Genomic DNA, 15,906 nt, shown 5'->3' with positions numbered 1-15,906 from the left:
ACGCTGTATTTTTGCGGTCAAAAAATAAGATTGAGGATGAATTAAATTCATGGATGCATTGATAATACAAACCATCGCGGTATATGCGATTCCTGTTATTTTGGCGATTACTTTGCACGAAGCGGCACATGCCTACGCAGCAAAATACTTTGGTGATCTGACCGCGTACAGCCAAGGCCGCATGAGTTTAAATCCCGTGGTGCACATCGACATATTTGGTACGATTATTATTCCTGTTGTCTTATATATGGCAACCGATGGGCAGTTTTTGTTTGGTTACGCAAAGCCAGTCCCAGTTAATTTCGGCGCATTGCGCAAACCTAAGCGTGACATGGCTTGGGTATCCTTGGCTGGTCCAGGTGCTAATTTTATTATGGCGTTTTTGTGGATGATTTTGGCCGTGTTTCTCGTCGTATTAAAAGTGGAACACGAATTTTTTTATCGTATGGCGCAGGCTGGATTGTTGACTAATTTGGTGATGTTTGCGTTTAACCTGTTTCCAATTCCGCCGCTTGATGGTGGTCGTATCTTGACGAGCCTGTTACCACATCGCCAGGCCTATCAATTTGCAAAAATTGAACCCTATGGTTTCTTCATTGTCATGGCTTTGGTTTATTTTAGGATTTTACAGTTTTGGATGTACCCACTAATGAATATCGCTCAGTCGATTTTGCAAATCGTATTGACACCACTTACGATGTTACTAAGCTAATCGATAAGTTCTCAGTCTTTATGAATAATGCTCAGCCTTCTCAATTTGTACGAAGTTACTTAGACGAAATCCCTAAAGCAAAAGGTCCGGTGCTAGATATAGCCTGCGGCTCTGGCCGCCACACTCGCGTATTGTTGGCTGCGGGCTATGAGGTGTGGGCGGTCGATCGAGATAGCGATTCCTTGGCCGAGTTAGAACAATTAGGCGCGAAATGTTTTCATCTTGATCTTGAGAGAGAGGGTTTTAAGTGGCCGTTTGCTAATGAACAGTTTGCCGGCATTGTTGTCACAAATTACTTGCATCGCCCATTGATGGCTTCGATTTTGCAGTCTCTCGCAGATCGTGGTGTGTTGATTTATGAAACGTTTGCAGCGGGGAATGAGCAATATGGCAGACCGCGCAATCCTGATTTTCTACTGCAAGAGAATGAATTGCTTCAGCACTTTGTCTACCCAGCTATCTCGGGCTGGCGCCAACAATGTCTTGTATTCGAGCATACTTATGTCAACCAAATCACAGAAGCTGTCGTTCAGAGAATTTGCATTCGGCGTTTGCGTGAATAAGTGATTCCTTAAGATCTAAATTCTCGTATTGGCTCGAAGTTTTGTGCAATGTTTTGTTCGATATTTCAATTTAAATTTCTATCCGCCAAGTTTGTCGTTTGTTTGGAGTCTGTCACGATGAGATTTGCTGTCGATTCTTCTCGAATCAAGCCTCGATTCTCTCCCATAGCAGGTAACGATCCGCTACAATAATGGCTTTACTTTTTCCACGCGCTAAGATGACAACGATACAAGGAAGTTTGGTCGCGATTGTGACCCCAATGCATGCCGATGGTAGTCTCGATATTCCTACATTGCGTAAGTTGATTGATTGGCATATTGCCGAAGGAACAGACGGTATTGTGATTGTTGGTACGACTGGAGAGTCTCCAACGGTGAGTGTTGAAGAGCATTGTGAATTAATTCGGATCGCGGTGGAGCACACAAATAAGCGTGTTCCTATCATCGCTGGCTCGGGCGGTAACTCGACCGTTGAAGCGATCGCATTGACTAAGTTTGCGAAGGAAGCCGGTGCAGATGCTTCGCTGCAAGTCGTCCCTTACTATAATCGTCCTACGCAAGAAGGAATGTATCAACATTTCAAAAAGATTGCTGAATCAGTCGACATCCCAATTATTTTATACAACGTACCGGGGCGTACGGTTGCTGATATGTCGAATGAAACTATTGTGCGATTAGCACAAATTCCTGGAATTATTGGCATCAAGGAAGCGAGCGGAAACCTTGGGAGAGACCTTGAACTTTTACGTTTGGTGCCAAAATCTTTTGCTGTTTATTCTGGGGATGATCCAACTGCAATGGCTTTAATGTTTTGTGGTGGGAAAGGAAATATTTCAGTAACGGCAAACGTCGCACCGCGCGCAATGCATGAACTTTGTGCTGCGGCAATGGCAGGAGATATTGCAACAGCGGTTGAAATTAATACGCGACTCATTCCGCTCCACGCGAAGCTTTTTGTTGAACCGAATCCGGTTCCTGTGAAATGGGCATTATCAGAAATGGGATTGATTCCGGCGGGAATTCGTTTGCCCTTGGTTAGCCTTTCTAGTCAATATCATGATATTGTTCGTTCCGCCTTGCGCGAAGCGGGTGTATTGCAATAAAAGTAGGGAAGTGTGCATGTTCAGTGATTGGACGGAGACAAGCGCCATGTGTTTCATGCATATTTAGTTGAAGTTATTTCGTGATCTTAATTCGTAGGGATTTTCACATGGCAAAAAGTGTTGTTGCTAACAAAAAGATGGTGCGCATATTAGGCTTGGCTGGGGTCGTTGGTGTCGCTGCATTGGGTAGTGGTTGTAGCTTCGTTGGAAACATTGCAGACTCAAATCGCATCGACTACCGAAGCGCGAGTAAAGCGAAGACGACCTCTTTGGAAGTTCCTCCTGATTTGACCCAAATTCGTCGTGATAATCGTTTCTCAATTCCTGATGCAGAACAAGGAAGTGCGACTGCGAGCGCGTATGCAGCGAAGCGTGCAGGCGGTGTTGGCGGCGCTCAAGCGACTGCAAACGGGGTGGTTGCGCCGAATCAATTGAAAGATATGCGCATAGAGCGCAATGGTACTCAGCGGTACTTGGTTGTGAAGCTCGCGCCAGAAGTATTGTGGCCGCAACTTAAAGATTTTTGGCAGGAGCAGGGTTTCTTATTGAATATTGAGAATGAATCCACTGGCGTGATGGAAACTGATTGGGCGGAAAATCGGGGTAAGATTCCGCAAGATTTTATTCGTTCCACACTCGGTAAAGTCTTTGATGGCTTGTATTCGACTGGTGAACGTGACAAGTTTCGGACGCGTGTAGAACGGGGTGCAAACGGTGATGTTGAAATTTATGTCAGCCATCGTGGCGCACAGGAAGTCGTAACGGGAATGGATAAAACTGGAACAGCTTGGACTTCCCGCGCGAACGATGCAGGACTTGAGGCAGAATTTCTAGCACGCTTGATGTTGCGTTTGGGCGGCGACGAAGCTAAAGCAAAACCTGTTTCTGCTGCTGCGGTTGCGCAGTCGAGTAAAGCCAATGAGCCAAGCGGCGCGCCACGTTCGAAGTTGTTGAGTTTGAGTGGCTTGAGTTATCTGGAGACAGATGAGGGCTTTGATCGTTCTTGGCGTCGTGTTGGCTTGGCTCTGGATAGGATCGGATTTACGATTGAAGATCGGGATCGCTCCAAAGGCATTTATTTTGTAAGGTATATTGATCAAGATATCGATGCCAAGACAAAAGGTGCAAGCGAAGGATTTTTTGCTCGTTTATTCTCTTGGGGTTCTGGAGATGCTGCGAAAGATGGTCAGAAGTACCGTATTTTAGTGCGCGATGCGGGCGAAACTAGTCATGTGACGGTTCATGGCGATGATGGTAAGGTTTCAGCAACACCAGTTGCCAATAAGATCTTGACGGTGTTGAATGAGCAACTGAAGTAATTGTTTTGAATTGTAATTAGGCAAAAAAAACGGATCCGAGGATCCGTTTTTTTATTGTTACAAAGATCGTTCGTTTCTATCAAGACTTTCGACAAGGAGAGTAGAAACAAAAAAAGCCAGTCTAAGACTGGCTTTTTTTTAAAAGTAATAAAAATTACTTAGAAGCTGCTGCAGAAGCTGCTGCTGGAGCTGCTTCAGCTGCTGGAGAAGCTGCTGCTGGAGCTGCTTCAGCTGCTGGTGCAGATGCTGGTGCTGCTTCAGCTGCTGGAGCGGATGCTGGTGCAGATGCTGGAGCTGCTTCAACTGCTGGAGTAGAAGCTGGAGTTTCAGCTGGTTTGTTGCATGCTACCAAAGCTACTGCCAACAAGGAAACGAGCAAAAGTGATTTTTTCATGTTTTTACTTTCAAAAAATAGATCTAAAAAAACAACAAACTTGCGATGAATAATTACCGGTAATTATCGCTCAATAGGTTAAGCCGTCGGTGCAAAAATCAAAAAGATCTTGCAATCCCTTCGAAACTTTCCTAACCGCGAATTATAATGATTTTTCTGTCAATCGAATACACTTCAAAGCAATTTTTTCGAAAAAAATGAACTAATCATGTGTTTTGATTGCTATTCATTGTTTTCGATGTTGTATGCGCATCAAAAACCGTTAAAAATGGCTCTGCGATTGACTCTCTGGACGAGCGAGCCTAAGTTTAATTTGCGAGTTCTAACCAACCATCCTCGTACCAAATGCAGAAAGCTTCGAGCACATCGTCAGAGGCCTTAGTCAAATCTTCTGCATTTAATTTTCGTTGATTCGCTAGTAGACTCAATATTTGTTTGTCAGCACGTCCGACACTAAAAGATTCCCCATTGATAAAGATATGTCGTGAGTAGTACAACATCTGCGTTTTAAGTGCCAGCTTGACGCCTAATTTCAGTGCTTGTTGCGTGAATTTTTTCGGTGTGAAGGGTTTCTCTGGTGACTCAAAAAATACGCTTGATTTTGGCTCTGTTAAGTATTCGCCTAAAAAAATCGACATATCGTCTTTATTTAGTTGGATTTTCAATAATTCAGCGCAAACTTTATCCATCATCTGTTCGTGAATTTCGGCTGGGTGCTTGCACGTTTTTAGCTCGGGATCTGCGTAACGTCCAGGGAGATCGATGGTGTCCGCCATGAATTGTAGAAAACCTTCGCCTAGCTCTTGGTATGATGGGGATCGAAATCCGATCGAGTAGGTCATACATTCGCCAATTGCAATACCATCATGCGCATACTGTGGTGGTAAATAAAGCATATCACCAGGCTCAAGAATGAATTCTTGCTCACTTTGAAAATTACGCAGTATTTTCAGTGGCATACCCTCAATTAAGCTTAGATCTTTCTGCGCACTGATTCGCCAACGGCGTTGGCCATGTGCTTGCAACAAAAAGACATCATAAGAGTCAAAGTGCGGTCCAACGCCTCCGCCATCAACGGCATAGCTGATCATCAGGTCGTCAAGTCTGGCATCCGGGACAAATCGAAATTGGCGTAACAGATCGTTGGCCTTTTCCTGGTGCAAGTTGACCCCTTGTACTAGCAAAGTCCAATCCTTTTTTTCTTTTACTGGAATGGTTGTAATTGGGCCATTTTTCATTTCCCAGTGCTGTTTAAAGAAGCAGATCAATCGTGATTCAACATCATCACGTGCAGCCATCTCAAACAATTCCTCAGGTTGAAATAGGGGCTTAAATTGAGGAATCGCTTGGCGAATGAGGAGCGGTTTTTTCTGCCAGTATGTTTGAAAGAACTCGTCGACAGAAATCCCGCCGAGCAAGTTGGTTGTTGGAGATGATTTTTTCATAAAGTCGAGCAAAGCGGGGGAAAGTAAAAAAAAGTTCAGGCAGGATAAATCATAGCCCGAGCTTTGAGAACGGTATAATGCAAAATGTAGTCGAAAAGAATTGAAAATTTTAAGGAAATAGTATGAAAATTGCCAAAAATACGGTTGTGACGGTTGAATATAGCTTATCTGACACAATGGGTAATCTGATTGAGCAAGGTCAGGAACCGATGGTTTATCTCCATGGTGGCTACGAGAATACTTTGCCCAAGATCGAAGAGGCTCTCGAAGGTAAAGAGATTGGTTTTAACGAAACAATTCAAATTGAGCCTGAAGACGCGTTTGGTGAGTATGATGCGGAGCTTGTGAAAATTGAAGATCGTGATCGTTTACCTTCCCCAATTGAAGTAGGAATGCAGTTTGAAGGTACGCCAGACGACGATGAGGATGGTGAAAGTATTATCTTTACCGTCACCGAAATCGCAGAAGGTAAGGTAGTTTTGGATGGCAATCATCCGTTGGCGGGGATCGCCTTGCGCTTCAATTTGCACGTGACAGAAGTTCGGGTCGCATCAGAAGAAGAAATTGCGCATGGACACGTACATGGCAGTGATATTCATCAAGACGATGATGACGATGGCGAATATCGTTCTTATCCTTTGCATTGATCCAATGACTTGAGATCGCGGTCCGATCTCAAGTCATTGCTTGAGCGCTGTATATCCAAAATTTAGGATTTTTTTTGCCAATAGTAAAAGTCATTCCAGCGCTTGATTGCTCTTGTTGAAGTGCGATGAAAGTCCGTATTCGTATTAACGAGTCTTGCGGGCTTGTTGGATGTCTTTGCAAAGCATCTCGGTCGCATCGAGAATTCTAGGGCCCGCGCGATGTAACCAATCGCCCGGGATTGCGTATAGATTTTGTTTTTTGACTGCCTGCAGCGTTGGGTAGTTTTCCCAATCTTTTAGTATCTTGGTTTGATCTTTGCCACTACTAAAAATTAGTTCAGGATTGCTTGCCAATAAGGCTTCCATTGTGATCGTCGAACTGATTTCTTTTAGGTCTTTGAATACATTTTCGCCACCACAAAGTTGTATCATTTTCGAGATGAAATGTTCCTTGTTGATGGTCATTAAAGGACTTTTCACCATTTGATGAAAGACGGAAACAGGTTTCTCACCGGAAGCGAGTTGATAAGTGGTACGCAGTTTTTCTAGCCTTTGCCGGAATTGTTGCGCTGCTGCATTCCCTGTCTGAGTCGTTCCGCTCAATGTTGCAATACGTTCAAATGAGGTCGCGATATCTTCAAAATTGTGTGGCTCACTTTCAAAAACGGTGATTTTGTTCTCACGTAATTTCTTTGCTAAATGTTTGGCGTTCCCTGTGCCCCAGATGATGACTAAGTCTGGCTTTAATGAGAGCAAGCGCTCGAGGTCAAGCGCAAAAATATTTCCAACTGATGTGATTTTCTTCGCTTGCTCAGGAAAATCACTGTATTCACTAACACCAACCAGATAGTCTCCTGCACCCGCTGCAAATACCATTTCCGTCACATGCGGGGCGAGACTGATGATGCGTTTTGCCGGTTGTGGCAAAACTACGGAACGTTGTCCATCGTCAATCACTCGTATGTCCGCAGCGTTGCAAAAGCTTGCGACCATAATGGCGCTGAGTAGCAGCAAAATTTTATGTATGAATCCCATGATCAACTAAATTTCTAGATTATCGATCAGCCGAGTATTGCCTAACTTTGCCGCGCTAAGCACGACAAGTTCTTCTTTGTTCGCTAGACTTTCGTTGGAAGGAATCTGCAAGTTGGATCGTTTCCGAATCGCGACATAATCTGGGTTCCAGCTTCTTGAACGCAAGTGATGCATCGCTTCTTGCTCAATCGCCTGTAAATCAGTCGCACCATTTCGAACTTGTTCTGCCACTCGATTCAACGTTTGGTAAAGGATCGGTGCTTCAGCGCGTTCGACTGCGTTGAGATAGCCATTTCTCGACGAGAGAGCTAGGCCATCTTCTGCGCGCCAAGTTTCTGCAGCGATGATTTCAGTTGGCAGTGCAAACTGTTTTGCCATGTTCCGAATAATCATTAATTGTTGATAGTCTTTTTTACCAAATACAGCAACACGTGGCTGTACACAGGAAAACAGCTTGAGTACAACTGTGCTGACACCATTGAAGAAACCAGGTCGAAATTCACCTTCAAGAATATCGCCTAAATCATTTGGCGGTTGTACGCGATATTCCTGTGGTTCCGGATAAAGATCTTTTTCTGTCGGTGCGAACAAGACATAAACGCCTTCTTTTTCGAGCTTCTCGACATCCGCTTGAAAAGTTCTAGGATATTTGTCGAAATCTTCATTGGGGCCGAACTGGAGTCGATTCACAAATATTGAAGCAACGACTGGGTCGCCATGACGTCTCGCTAGGCGCATAAGGGACAGATGTCCTTCATGCAAATTACCCATCGTTGGTACAAACGCGGTTCTTAATTGTCCGCGTAGTTGATCGCGAAGTTCTTCAATCGAGGAAATGATTTTCATGTAGAAAAATTGAGTGCTTGGGTGGAGTGTAATTTAGACTGGGGCGTATGCTAGGCGCACATAAATCGGTGCATAGGCCTCAGCCTGCGTAATTTCAATCAGGGTTTCTTTGGCTAACTCAAGCAGGGCAACGAAATTGACAACGAGAACGGGCGCGCCTCGAGTTGGGTCGAATAGGTCAGCAAATTCGACAAATTTACTCGATTGTAATCGACGTAAAATGCTACTCATATGTTCTCGAACGGATAGTTCTTCGCGACTAATTTTATGGTGGGCGACCAGTTTAGCGCGACCTAAAACATCGGCCCATGCTTGTTGTAGATCTGCGACCCTTACTTCGGGCCAATGCAAGATCGTATTTTGTTCGATGAAGACTTGCGCATGTAAGAAATCCCGCCCTAATTGTGGAATCGTATTGAGATCATACGCGGCGAGTTTCATTTGTTCATATTCAAGTAGACGCCTTACTAAAGCTGCTCGCGGATCATCGGCTTCGTCGCTATCCTGTGACTTACTGCTCGGAACTAGCATGCGTGACTTGATTTCGATTAACATCGCAGCCATCAGTAAGTATTCCGCTGCCAACTCCAAATTGTGCAGACGAATTTGATCAACATATTGCAAGTACTGTTGGGTCACTTGCGCCATGGGGATATCGAGAATATTGAAATTCTGCTTGCGTATCAAATAAAGCAAAAGATCGAGCGGCCCTTCAAATGCTTCAAGAAAAATCTCCAAGGCGTCCGGGGGAATGTAAAGGTCATTCGGAAGCTTGAATAATGGCTCTCCATAGAGCTTAGCAAATGCTAGGCCATCGACAACATCGGGTGTGCTGTCGACGGTCCCTATGAGGGGCAAGTCTGCTGCGGAAATGTTGGGGGTCGACATATGCGGGGATACAATTCGCTGAAAATATTTTCAGGGTAATTGATCGACGGTTTTAATTCTTACTTTGATAAACGTAGGCTTGCTGCTTTACGCGACTTTCTGAAATTCGACGTTCCGTATCCAAATCAATTGGTGCTTTATCCCAGAGTAGGGATCGTCCCTCGCGTTGATTTTGCTCTAATTGAGGATTGGACTGCTTTAAGCCATTTAAGAATTGTGAGGCTTCGGATTGATAGAGAGAAAATTGTTTGGAAAATTTCATTATTGTTCAATCAAAAGTAAAAAACGGTAATTTGCATAAGTGGTATTCGGTGTGCATTTTACCTTGGAATTAATCGCGCACCGCGATTTTGCTTTGTTTTCCAAAATTTATCTTTGAAAAATTAGGTGCAATTAACTATTTAATCCGTATTTGCTATTCACGGCTTCTTCAAAGTGTTGCATTCTCCTTATCAGTAAAGATGAATCTGTTTCTTTAATTAACAAGGCATTATGTTCCGGTTTGAGAAAGCCGGATTGCACAGCATGATCAAGAAATTGAAGTAGTTGATCATAAAAGCCATCCACGTTGAGTAAACCGAGAGGCTTGTGATGGAAACCTAATTGTAGCCAAGTGAACATTTCAAAAAGCTCCTCTAAGGTACCGATTCCACCTGGTAAAGCAATAAATCCGTCAGATAATTCTGCCATCATTGCTTTTCGTTCGTGCATGTTCGCGACAACATGTAATTGATTCAAATTATTGTGTCCAACCTCGCGATCAAGTAAAGCTTTTGGAATAACTCCAGTGACATGTCCACCAAGGCGCAGAACCTCGTCCGCAATAATTTTCATTATTCCTACGTCACCTCCGCCATAAACGAGTTCGATTTTGTTGGATACAAGTTGTTGTGCCATGCCTAAAGCAGCTAGGTGGAAGGCTGGCGAATTCCCTTTCGCAGAACCACAATAAACGCAGATGGACCTCATGATTAACTTTGACGTTTGATTTTTAGTAAATAATCTTGTGATAATTTCTCGAATACTTCTTTCGTTTGTCCACGCAGATATGGGCTAATTTGTACAATGACTTGGTAGCATCCGCGCGCTAAAGATTCTGACATGGTTTGCAATTCAGTGTATTTTCGGGGATTCCGAACATATTCGTAGGACAGCCAATAAGTCGCAACGACGACCATATTCGTCGCCAATGCATCGACGGTAATATCATCGGCTTCAAATTCGCCATCTGCGCGCAGCCCCAAGCATAATTCTGTGGCAACTTTGATTTTATGGTTAAGAATTTGTTTAAATGTTAACTCGAGTTTGCGATTTCTTGTCAAAAGATCGTTTAGATCTCGATAAAAGAAACGGTAGCGCCATATCAATTCAAACGTCAAATGCAAATAAGTCCAAATATCTTGGATATTCGCTTTACGGCCTTGTGGGAAGGCGAGTTTCTTATTGATTTCTTCTTCGAATTGAAGAAATAGAGAATTGACTATGTCCTCTTTATTTCTGAAATGATAATAAAGATTTCCCGGCGAGATGCTCATCTCATCGGCGATGATCGTTGTCGTGATGTTGGGTTCGCCAAAATCATTAAACAATTTTAGCGATAAGTCTAGAATACGGTCTCTTGTTCGTCTTGGGGTCTTATTTTGCATAACGCATGCCTATTGATCTTGTCATGTCGCAAGTGGCGATCATGTTGCAATAGAATATCATTGAATTAAGCAAGACCCCAAATTTGGCGCTGGAAAAAAGCGATAAAACAAAATCTAATTTGATTTCGACTAAGTGCTTGAATTTTGTTTTGGTAATTGGATTAGCCGTGTCTTTGCAAGTTTGTCATGTAAAAATTGACCATCTTTTGCGAAAAATGTCAGAGAGGCCCAAATGCAAAAGCAAACTAGAACTGGGATTAATAGTTGTGCATTTTTAAGCCCGAATTGATAAGACAAAATAAATCCAGGTAGAACCCAAAGCCACGCTAGGCAATAACGAACTATTGCTTTCACCAACGGTACTTTTCCTAAATCATCGTTGACGAGTTTTATTCGCCAGGTTTGCATTGCAAGAGTCTGTCCGCTGCGTCGCCAAAAGAAGACAAAGTAGCCGCCAATGACGAAGAAAAGGAAAACTTCTCGCATTAAACGGAGACTCAAGGCGCTTTTACTTTGGGTGCTGACGTCAAATACGAAACTAGCAAAAAAAACGACACCGAAAACTAATGCTGCTTCATAAATGAGCATGCATACAAGTCTGCGGCTTAAGGTTGGCGTGGGAAAGGGTCCTTTGACTTCTACTTGATTCACTTGCTAGTTACCTAATTTACTTATTGTTGTTGGCCTGTGAAGCGCCGCTTGCATTAACCACCGGTGGTGGACCTTTTTTTAACGGAGGTAAAACCGGGGTAGTACGCTTTGATTCAGGTTGGACAATGGTGACGCTTTTCTTCATTTTTGCCTCGTTGGCAAGCTTCGTTTTTTCCTCGTCGCTTAATTGTTGATATTGCTGCCATTGGGCAGATTTCTGTTCTGGCGTTTTTTTGACGGTATTCGAAAAATTTTCTCTAACTGCCATTCGCTGTTCTGGCGTAAGTTTCACCCAAGCTTGAACCCGTTCTTGTACACGTTGTTGTTCTTCAGGCTTCATTGATGAATACTTGTTCGCAATTCCCAGCCATTTTTTTCGACGCAACTCATCCATCTTGTCCCATTCGTTAGCCAATGGTGAAAGTGCAGTTTTTTGGTCGGAAGTTAAACTTGCCCAAGTGGTTTTCGTACTTGGTTGCGTTATCGTTGGTGCAGCAAGTGCACTCGTCGTTACCGAGTTTGACGACATTTGAGCTGAGGCACTGGGCACTGACTGAGGCTGTGCAATGACAACCTCCACGCTTAAACAATTTAGTAAGCCAATACTTAAAATGTTGAGTAATGTCTTCAGTCGCACACTTATTCCTCGCTCTTTGCCGGGGGCGTTTCTTTATTTAAATATGCATTGAAACCATTATCTAAATACGCATCTGGAGGCAATTCATCCACCAACACTGCAGCGTCAATCTCCGCTAGATCATTGATTTGCTGCTCTTGTTCGTACTCGTAAATTCCGTATAAGCCAAGCATCAATACCAATAGAGGCAAGCTAATCCACAACTTCTTGAGCCAAGATTTATTAGAGAACATTGTGCCATTGCTACCCGCTAAAATGCCGCCAAAGGCGAGCGCCCGGGATGGTTCTTCCTGTTTTTGACGAGATAAGGCTAATTTACGTGCGGAAGCCAAGCGCTCTAAGGTCGCAGATGGGAGCATTTCGCTCGATTCTGTCATTGCGCGACGCACTTTGTAGGCGAAGTCGACTTCCTCTTTGTCTTTTGCGTATGTCATAAATTTATCCCTATTGCTTTGAGTGATGCTGCCAATGCGTGCGTTGCTCGAGAGCAATGTGTTTTAACACTTCCTTCTGAGCATCCCATTGCTGTTGCAGTTTCAGCTACGTCCATGTCTTCCCAGTAACGCATGAGGAATGCTTCTCGTTGACGCGTTGGGAGTTTTTTTATTTCCTCATCAATGATATTTAAAACTTGCTCTCTCTCTAACTTTTGTTCGGTCGATTCTGCTGCTTCACTGCCTTCCTCTGATGAATGTACTTCTAATAAGTCAAAGTTATCATCTTCTGGGGAATTTGTGGTGATATTTGAAAACAAACTGACCCAATTGTTCCGAACTTTCTCCCTTCTAAAAAAATCTAATATTGTATTTTGTAAAATTCTCTGAAATAGAAGTGGCAGCTCGTTGGCCGGTTTGTCACCATATTTTTCAGATAATTTAATCATTGCGTCTTGCACAATATCTAAGGCCGACTCTTCATTTCGAACCATATACACCGCATGTTTAAATGCTCGGCGCTCAACGCCTTCGAGGAAATTAGATAATTCTTTATTGGTTGCCATGCGGAAGATGGTGCCTTGGAAAACGTAAAATTTCTAAAATGTTAGAAAAAGAGAAATGCAAGTTTGAGAACTTAACGTTCATGGATTGCTTTTGGTTTACTTTTAGCCTGCAAAATGATCATTCCATCTCAAAGTTTTCAATGCACGGTTAAAAGTGCGCACATGCTAACAAAAAAGTTACCGAATGTCCTCTAATTTCAATTCGGCTTGCAACTTAAGCTATTGAATTAATAGATTTCTTTTGATTTTTTCTGTTTTTACTGCAATTCTTCATTAAATAGTCTTGACCAATTTGCTGCATCGCAGTACTGTAGAGGCTCGTCTCAAAATCTAGAGGCACCAACACTTGTTTGGTCGGGCTCACAATGCCTTTGTCAACAAGTCACTATCAGTAAATTGTTAGTAGCAGTTTGTTCTAACCCATGCCACAAGCGTGAGAAATTTGTAATTTCTTAGCCTTACCCTGACCGCACGAGTCGCCATTAAGCTTTGCCTGGAATATTGTCCAACGGATAGTAGAAGGGGAGAGTGACCGCACAAAAAGGAACGTCAGCAGACCGTTATTGAAATTTAAATTTCGTCAGGAAAGAACATCCGATCAATCTCCAATGGACCTTGAAAGGAAATAAAATGAGTTCAGAACGACCGTCCGATCGTCAATCGGATCGCGGTACTGAAAAAAATTCAGACCGCAACACTGAGTACACTGGCGCAGAAATTCTCGTTAAGTGTCTTGCAGAAGAAGGTGTAGAACACGTATTCGGCTATCCGGGTGGCGCTGTTCTTTACATTTATGACGCGATTTTTAATCAGCGTAAATTTCAACATATTTTAGTCCGTCACGAGCAGGCAGCTATCCATGCCGCTGATGCTTATTCTCGTTCGTCCAATAAAGTCGGCGTCGCTTTGGTGACTTCTGGCCCAGGCGTGACGAATGCTGTGACGGGTTTGGCAACTGCCTACATGGATTCGATTCCTATGGTGGTTATTTCTGGGCAAGTTCCAAGCCATGCGATTGGCGAAGATGCTTTCCAAGAGTGCGATACCGTGGGCATTACACGGCCATGCGTGAAGCACAATTTCTTGGTGAAAGATGTGCGTGAATTGGCTGACACAGTGAAGAAAGCCTTCTTCATTGCGACTACCGGACGCCCTGGGCCAGTATTGATCGATATCCCCAAGGATATCAGCAACCACAAAACCACGTTTCATTATCCAAAAGAAATTGAAATGCGTTCTTATCGCCCAGTCGATAAAGGTCACGCAGGACAAATTCGCAAAGCTGTTCAATTGCTATTGCAGGCTGAGCGTCCAATGATTTACACCGGTGGTGGTGTGATTTTGGCGAACGCCGCACCAGAATTAAATAAATTAGTCGATCAATTAGGTTTTCCAGTCACCAATACCTTAATGGGATTGGGTGGCTATCGTGCAACTGATGAAAAATTTGTCGGTATGCCAGGTATGCATGGTACCTATGAAGCCAATATGGCGATGCAGCACTGCGATGTTTTGATTGCGATCGGTGCACGTTTTGATGATCGCGTGATCGGGAATCCTAAACATTTCGCTTCACATCCACGCAAGATTATTCACGTTGATATTGACCCTTCATCGATTTCTAAACGTGTCAAAGTCGATATTCCTATTGTTGGTAATGTGAAGGACGTATTGGTTGAAATGTTGTCGCAACTGGCGGCTTCTGATGCTAAACCGAATGCGAAATCACTAGCTGATTGGTGGAAGCAAATCAATAAATGGCGTGCTCAAGATTGTTTGGCGTTCTCTGATTCGTCAGAAATCATCAAACCACAATCTGTGATCCAAAAGGTGTGTGAGTTGACGCGTGGCGATGCCTTTGTTACTTCGGACGTTGGTCAACATCAAATGTGGGCGGCGCAATACTACAAGTTCAATCAACCCAAACGCTGGATTAATTCTGGTGGCTTGGGCACGATGGGGGTTGGCTTACCGTATGCGATGGGCGTCCAAATGGCAAATCCAGATGCGACAGTTGCTTGTATTACAGGCGAAGCGTCCATACAAATGTGTATCCAAGAGCTTGCAACATGTAAGCAATATCATTTGACACCAAAAATTATTTTGTTGAATAACCGTGCGCTCGGTATGGTGCGTCAATGGCAGCAAATTGATTATGCTGGTCGTTATGCTGAGTCTTACATGGATTCTTTGCCTGACTTTACTAAGTTGGTCGAAGCCTATGGCCATGTTGGTATGAAGATTGAAAATCCAGCCGATGTCGATGGTGCCCTGAAAGAAGCCTTCGCGATGAAGGATAAGCTGGTGTTTATGAACTTCATTACAGATCAAGACGAAAAAGTGTGGCCTATGGTGAAAGCCGGTAAAGGTCTGACTGAAATGTTGCTTGGTTCGGAGGATTTGTAATGCGACACATAATTTCCGTATTGCTCGAAAACGAAGCGGGTGCCTTATCACGTGTCGTTGGTTTATTCTCCGCACGCGGTTATAACATCGAAACTTTGACGGTTGCGCCGACCGAAGACGCAACGCTGTCACGTATGACTATCGTTACCACTGGTTCAGATGATGTGATTGAACAAATCACCAAGCATTTGAATCGTTTGATTGAAGTGGTGAAGGTAGTTGACTTAACTGAAGGGGCGCACATAGAGCGTGAGCTAATGCTCATTAAAGTGCGCGCGGTCGGTAAAGAGCGTGAAGAGATGAAACGTACAGCGGACATCTTCCGTGGCCGCATCATCGACGTCACTGAAAAAAGCTACACCATAGAATTGACCGGTAATAAAGGAAAGCTCGATGCCTTCATCGGCTCGATTGAGCGTACCGCGATTCTAGAAACAGTCCGTACAGGTGGTTCTGGTATTGGGCGTGGTGAACGCATTCTTAAAGTGTAATCTGATTTAGCAGAAGAAGTAAAACCGCGTAGGCGCAGAGGATACAGGGAGTCGCTTGACTCCTCCTCGGTGCACTCGGTGTCTCTGCGGTCTGGGTTAAGGCTTGAACTTCGACTCAAGCAA

General features: G+C 43.7%; 19 protein-coding genes. 7 read left to right on the top strand and 12 right to left on the bottom strand.

Features of this window, described 5'->3' with window-relative positions:
* Positions 1-49 precede the first annotated feature (49 nt).
* The 4 genes from KDM90_RS01835 (at position 50) to bamC (ending at position 3,697) form a co-directional block, all read left to right on the top strand.
* On the top strand, positions 50-712 hold the full coding sequence (locus KDM90_RS01835; RefSeq protein WP_212673894.1) for a site-2 protease family protein: 663 nt from the start codon (positions 50-52) through the stop codon (positions 710-712).
* A 20-nt stretch (positions 713-732) separates the two neighbouring features.
* Entirely contained in the window at positions 733-1,275 is a 543-nt protein-coding gene (locus tag KDM90_RS01830) for a class I SAM-dependent methyltransferase (protein ID WP_212673893.1), read from the top strand.
* A gap of 191 nt (positions 1,276-1,466) precedes the next feature.
* A complete protein-coding gene (dapA, locus tag KDM90_RS01825) occupies positions 1,467-2,378 on the top strand; it encodes a 4-hydroxy-tetrahydrodipicolinate synthase (protein WP_230409546.1) in 912 nt (303 codons plus the stop codon).
* 107 nt (positions 2,379-2,485) lie between these two features.
* Positions 2,486-3,697: an outer membrane protein assembly factor BamC gene (bamC, locus tag KDM90_RS01820; protein WP_212673892.1), complete on the top strand. Its 1,212-nt coding sequence runs from the start codon at positions 2,486-2,488 to the stop codon at positions 3,695-3,697.
* Between the two features lie 154 nt (positions 3,698-3,851).
* Here the strand turns inward: bamC and KDM90_RS01815 are convergent, their stop codons facing one another.
* The gene (locus tag KDM90_RS01815; protein WP_212673891.1) at positions 3,852-4,091 is read right to left on the bottom strand and encodes a hypothetical protein; all 240 of its coding nucleotides are present in this window, start codon (positions 4,089-4,091) and stop codon (positions 3,852-3,854) included.
* 308 nt (positions 4,092-4,399) lie between these two features.
* Positions 4,400-5,536, bottom strand: a complete 1,137-nt coding sequence (locus tag KDM90_RS01810; protein ID WP_212673890.1) for a cupin domain-containing protein — start codon at positions 5,534-5,536, stop codon at positions 4,400-4,402.
* Between the two features lie 122 nt (positions 5,537-5,658).
* Between KDM90_RS01810 and KDM90_RS01805 the strand changes: the two genes are divergently transcribed.
* A complete protein-coding gene (locus KDM90_RS01805; RefSeq protein WP_212673889.1) occupies positions 5,659-6,183 on the top strand; it encodes an FKBP-type peptidyl-prolyl cis-trans isomerase in 525 nt (174 codons plus the stop codon).
* A gap of 144 nt (positions 6,184-6,327) precedes the next feature.
* Here KDM90_RS01805 and KDM90_RS01800 read toward each other — a convergent pair whose 3' ends face one another.
* From KDM90_RS01800 to KDM90_RS01755, 10 genes are all read right to left on the bottom strand, one after another.
* Positions 6,328-7,218 carry a cobalamin-binding protein gene (locus tag KDM90_RS01800; protein WP_230409545.1) on the bottom strand — a complete coding sequence of 297 codons (891 nt, stop codon included), beginning with the start codon at positions 7,216-7,218 and terminating at the stop codon, positions 6,328-6,330.
* Between the two features lie 6 nt (positions 7,219-7,224).
* The gene (gene panC, locus KDM90_RS01795; protein WP_212673888.1) at positions 7,225-8,064 is read right to left on the bottom strand and encodes a pantoate--beta-alanine ligase; all 840 of its coding nucleotides are present in this window, start codon (positions 8,062-8,064) and stop codon (positions 7,225-7,227) included.
* A gap of 33 nt (positions 8,065-8,097) precedes the next feature.
* Positions 8,098-8,952, bottom strand: a complete 855-nt coding sequence (locus tag KDM90_RS01790; protein WP_212673887.1) for a segregation and condensation protein A — start codon at positions 8,950-8,952, stop codon at positions 8,098-8,100.
* Positions 8,953-9,004: 52 nt separating this feature from the next.
* Positions 9,005-9,214 carry a DUF3460 family protein gene (locus KDM90_RS01785; RefSeq protein ID WP_212673886.1) on the bottom strand — a complete coding sequence of 70 codons (210 nt, stop codon included), beginning with the start codon at positions 9,212-9,214 and terminating at the stop codon, positions 9,005-9,007.
* A gap of 131 nt (positions 9,215-9,345) precedes the next feature.
* Entirely contained in the window at positions 9,346-9,921 is a 576-nt protein-coding gene (locus KDM90_RS01780; RefSeq protein ID WP_212673885.1) for an LOG family protein, read from the bottom strand.
* A 2-nt stretch (positions 9,922-9,923) separates the two neighbouring features.
* Entirely contained in the window at positions 9,924-10,598 is a 675-nt protein-coding gene (locus KDM90_RS01775; protein WP_212673884.1) for a TetR/AcrR family transcriptional regulator, read from the bottom strand.
* A 129-nt stretch (positions 10,599-10,727) separates the two neighbouring features.
* Positions 10,728-11,249, bottom strand: coding sequence for an RDD family protein (locus KDM90_RS01770; RefSeq protein WP_329605281.1), 522 nt, complete (start codon positions 11,247-11,249; stop codon positions 10,728-10,730).
* Positions 11,250-11,265: 16 nt separating this feature from the next.
* Positions 11,266-11,778 carry a DUF3106 domain-containing protein gene (locus tag KDM90_RS01765; RefSeq protein WP_212673882.1) on the bottom strand — a complete coding sequence of 171 codons (513 nt, stop codon included), beginning with the start codon at positions 11,776-11,778 and terminating at the stop codon, positions 11,266-11,268.
* A gap of 110 nt (positions 11,779-11,888) precedes the next feature.
* Positions 11,889-12,320, bottom strand: coding sequence for a DUF3619 family protein (locus KDM90_RS01760; protein ID WP_212673881.1), 432 nt, complete (start codon positions 12,318-12,320; stop codon positions 11,889-11,891).
* Positions 12,317-12,886, bottom strand: coding sequence for an RNA polymerase sigma factor (locus KDM90_RS01755; RefSeq protein ID WP_212673880.1), 570 nt, complete (start codon positions 12,884-12,886; stop codon positions 12,317-12,319). The genes KDM90_RS01760 and KDM90_RS01755 overlap by 4 nt, the downstream gene beginning before the upstream one ends.
* 630 nt (positions 12,887-13,516) lie before the next feature.
* On the opposite strand from KDM90_RS01755, the gene KDM90_RS01750 reads away from it, so the two are divergent.
* Both KDM90_RS01750 and ilvN read left to right on the top strand, forming a co-directional pair.
* The gene (locus KDM90_RS01750) at positions 13,517-15,292 is read left to right on the top strand and encodes an acetolactate synthase 3 catalytic subunit (protein WP_212673879.1); all 1,776 of its coding nucleotides are present in this window, start codon (positions 13,517-13,519) and stop codon (positions 15,290-15,292) included.
* Positions 15,292-15,783: an acetolactate synthase small subunit gene (gene ilvN / locus KDM90_RS01745; RefSeq protein WP_212673878.1), complete on the top strand. Its 492-nt coding sequence runs from the start codon at positions 15,292-15,294 to the stop codon at positions 15,781-15,783. The genes KDM90_RS01750 and ilvN overlap by 1 nt, the downstream gene beginning before the upstream one ends.
* Positions 15,784-15,906 lie beyond the last annotated feature (123 nt).

It is taken from the genome of Affinundibacterium fentianense, assembly GCF_018139545.1.
Classification (GTDB): Bacteria; Pseudomonadota; Gammaproteobacteria; order Burkholderiales; family Burkholderiaceae_D; genus Undibacterium; species Undibacterium fentianense.
The sequence above is the reverse complement of the archived record's forward strand: the minus strand, read 5'-3'. Positions and strand labels throughout refer to the sequence as shown.